The organism is bacterium (genome assembly GCA_016873475.1).
Classification (GTDB): domain Bacteria; phylum Krumholzibacteriota; class Krumholzibacteriia; order JACNKJ01; family JACNKJ01; genus VGXI01.
Genome location: VGXI01000282.1, coordinates 1 through 3,313 on the forward strand (window position 1 = coordinate 1; position 3,313 = coordinate 3,313).

Sequence of the window (3,313 nt, forward strand, 5' to 3'; positions counted from 1 at the left end):
CCCCAGCGCGTCGTCGAGGCCCAGGCGATGGTTCTGGCCGCCGCCCAGGCGCACGGCGTACTTCTCGAGTCGGCGGTAGCCGGGCGTGGTCTTGCGCGTGTCGAGCACGGCGGGCCCGCAGCTGGCCGCGACGGCGGCCGCTGTGCGGCTCGCCACGGCCGAGAGCCGCTGCAGGAAATTGAGCGCCGTGCGCTCGCCGGCGTGCAGGACGAGCGCCGATCCCTCGATGCGCGCCAGGGTCTCGCCGGCGGCAAAGCGCAGGCCCTCGGGCGCGGACTCGAGCACCTGGAAGACCGGGCACGCGAGGGCCACGGCGCCGTCCGCCGGCAGGCGCGGCGCCACGCCGAGCCGCGCCGCCGTCGCCCGGAAGACGAAGAGCGCGAGCGGCAGGCCCGCCAGCACGCCCGCTTCGCGGGCGACGAAGCGGCCGCGCTGGCGCGCCGGCCCGGGATCGAAGTAGCGCGCGGTGAGGTCGCCTGCCTCGCCGAGATCCTCGTCCAGCGCCAGGGCGAGGAGCGCCAGCCCGGCGCGCCGCAGCGCGGGCGGCCAGTCCAGCCAGGGATCCCGCATCAGAGCACCTCCTCCCGTCCGGCGACCAGCGCGAGGCGCAGCTCGGCCGCCAGGTCCCGCAGGGAGGCGGCCGCCTCGAAGTTGAGCGCGGCGGCCTCCTTCTGCATCTCCTCCTCGATGAGCGCGATGCGTTCGCCGAGGTCGAGCTGGGTGTAGCCGGCCACGCGCTCGGCCGCCGTCTCGGCCGCGGCGTGGCGCCGGGCGTTGGCCACTTGCGTGGCGGCGTCGATCTCGGCCAGGCTCTTGGTGATGCTCGTCGGCGTGATGCCGTGGGCCCGGTTGTAGTCCTCCTGCCGGCGGCGGCGGCGCTGCGTCTCCTCCACGGCGCGCCGGATCGAATCCGTTTCCTCGTCGGCGTAGAGGATGACCCGCCCCGACAGGTGGCGCGCCGCTCGCCCGGCCGTCTGGATCAGGCTCGTGTGGCTGCGCAGGAAGCCCTCGCGGTCGGCGTCGAGCACGGCGACGAGCGAGACCTCGGGCAGGTCCAGGCCCTCCCGCAGCAGATTGATGCCGACGAGCACGTCCACCTCGCCCAGGCGCAGCGAGCGCAGGATGGCCACCCGATCCAGGGCCTTGATGTCGCTGTGCAGGTAGGCGACGCGGACGCCGCCTGCCTGGAGGTAGTCGGTGAGGTCCTCGGCCATGCGCTTGGTGAGCGTGGTGACGAGCACGCGCTCGCCGGCCGCAGCGGTGCGCTTGGCCTCGGCGAGCAGGTCGTCCACCTGGTGGCGGCTGGGGCGGATCTCGATCTGGGGGTCGAGCAGGCCGGTGGGCCGGATCACCTGCTCAAAAATGGCGCTACCGCTGCGCGCGATCTCGAAGGGTCCAGGAGTCGCGCTCGCGTAGAGCAGGCGCGGCGCGAGCGCCTCGAATTCCTCGAAGCGCAGGGGTCGGTTGTCGAGGGCACTCGGCAGGCGGAAGCCGTACTCGACGAGGGTCTCCTTGCGGCTGCGATCGCCGTTGAACATGGCGCCGATCTGGGGCACGGTGACGTGGCTCTCGTCGAGGATGATGAGGAAGTCCGCGGGGAAGTAGTCGAGCAGGCACAGCGGCCGCTCGCCCGGCCCGCGGCCGTCGAGGTAACGCGAGTAGTTCTCGATGCCGTGGCAGAAGCCGATCTCGCGCAGCATCTCCAGGTCGTAGCGCGTGCGGCCTTCGAGCCGCTGGGCCTCGAGCAGGCGCCCGGCCTTGCGGAACTCGTGCAGGCGCACCTCGAGGTCGCGTCCGATCTGGTGGGTCGCCTCCTGCAGGCGCTCGCGCCCGGTGACGTACTGCTTGGCCGGGAAGACGACGAGCTGGCCGAGCACCTCCTCGCCGCGGCCGGTCAGCGGATCGAAGGCCTCGATCAGCTCGACGCGGTCGCCGAAGAGCTCCACGCGGTAGGCGCGCTCCTCGTAGGCGGGGAAGATGTTGATGACGTCGCCGCGCACCCGAAAAGCCCCGCGGGCAAAATCGAGGTCGTTCCGCTCGTACTGCATGTCCACCAGACGGCGAAGGATCGCCTGCCGGCCAGGCTCCTCCCCCACGGCCACCTTCAGCACCATCCGCTTGAACTCCTCCGGGTTGCCCAGGCCGTAGATGCTGCTCACGCTGGCCACGACGACCACGTCCTCGCGCGAGAGCAGGCTGCTCGTCGCGTTCAGACGCAGGCGGTCGATCTCCTCGTTGATCGAGGCGTCCTTCTCGATGTAGGTGCTCGTCGCCGGCACGAAGGCCTCGGGCTGGTAGTAGTCGTAGTAGCTGATGAAGTACTCGACGGCGTTCTCGGGGAAGAAGCCGCGGAACTCGCCGTAGAGCTGGGCGGCCAGCGTCTTGTTGTGGCTGATGATCAGGGTGGGCAGGTCCACCTGGGCGATCACGTTGGCCATCGTGAAGGTCTTGCCGCTGCCGGTCACGCCGAGCAGGGTCTGGTGCTTGCGGCCGGCGAGCAGGCTCTCCACCAGACCGCGGATCACCTGGGGCTGGTCGCCCGTGGGCGCGTAGGGCGCTTGCAACTTGAAGCGGGACACGCTGGACTCCGGAGGCTGGGGAGGGCCGAGGGGGAAGCCTAGCGCCGAGGCGCCCGGAAGGTCAACCGCCACCGGCTGCGCGGCGAGCGGTGCCCAGCGCTATTTCGCGACGCCGTTCGCCGCCGGCCAGTCGCGCCAGCGGCCCTCGGAGACCTTCAGGCGCCGCAGCATGGGCGTCTTCTTGTGGTTGTGGTCGCGCATGCGCATCATCAGGCTGTCGATGAAGCGCACGGCCTCGACCACGAAGGGCCCCTTGTTGAGCATCACGCACTCGGCGCGCGCGCTCATCGCGGCGTCGGTGACCTCCCCGCGCGTCGGCGTGCCGGTCTTGGTCAGGGTCTCGAGCACCTGCGTCGCCCAGATCACGGGCAGGTGCGCGGCCTCGGCCAGCCAGAGGATCTCCTCCTGCACCTCGGCCATGCGCTCGAAGCCCAGCTCGACGCCGAGGTCCCCGCGCGCCACCATCACGCCCGCCGGCGGGCGGCCGAGCGCCGCGAGCAGCAGGCTCGGCAGGTTCTCGAAGGCGGCGCGCGTTTCGATCTTGAGCACGACGCCGAGCGCCTCGCCCCCGCGGCGGGCCAGCTCGGCGTGCAGTGCCGCCACGTCCCCGGGCCGGCGCACGAAGGACATCCCCACCAGGTCGGCGTGCCGGACCGCGAAGTCGAGCTGGGCGAGGTCGGCCTCCGTGAGCGGCGAGAGCGAGAGGTCCGTGTCGGGCAGGTTGATGCCGCCCC

General features: G+C 71.8%; 3 protein-coding genes. All 3 read right to left on the reverse strand.

The window, feature by feature from the left end; genetic code table 11:
• A partial coding sequence (locus FJ251_14705; protein ID MBM4118954.1) for a hypothetical protein occupies window positions 1-570 on the reverse strand: 570 nt, incomplete at its 3' end.
• Complete coding sequence (gene uvrB, locus FJ251_14710) at window positions 570-2,579, reverse strand: excinuclease ABC subunit UvrB (GenBank protein MBM4118955.1); 2,010 nt, start codon at window positions 2,577-2,579, stop codon at window positions 570-572. The genes FJ251_14705 and uvrB, both read right to left, overlap by 1 nt.
• Before the next feature lie 99 nt (window positions 2,580-2,678).
• A partial coding sequence (locus tag FJ251_14715) for a pyruvate kinase (GenBank protein ID MBM4118956.1) occupies window positions 2,679-3,313 on the reverse strand: 635 nt, incomplete at its 5' end.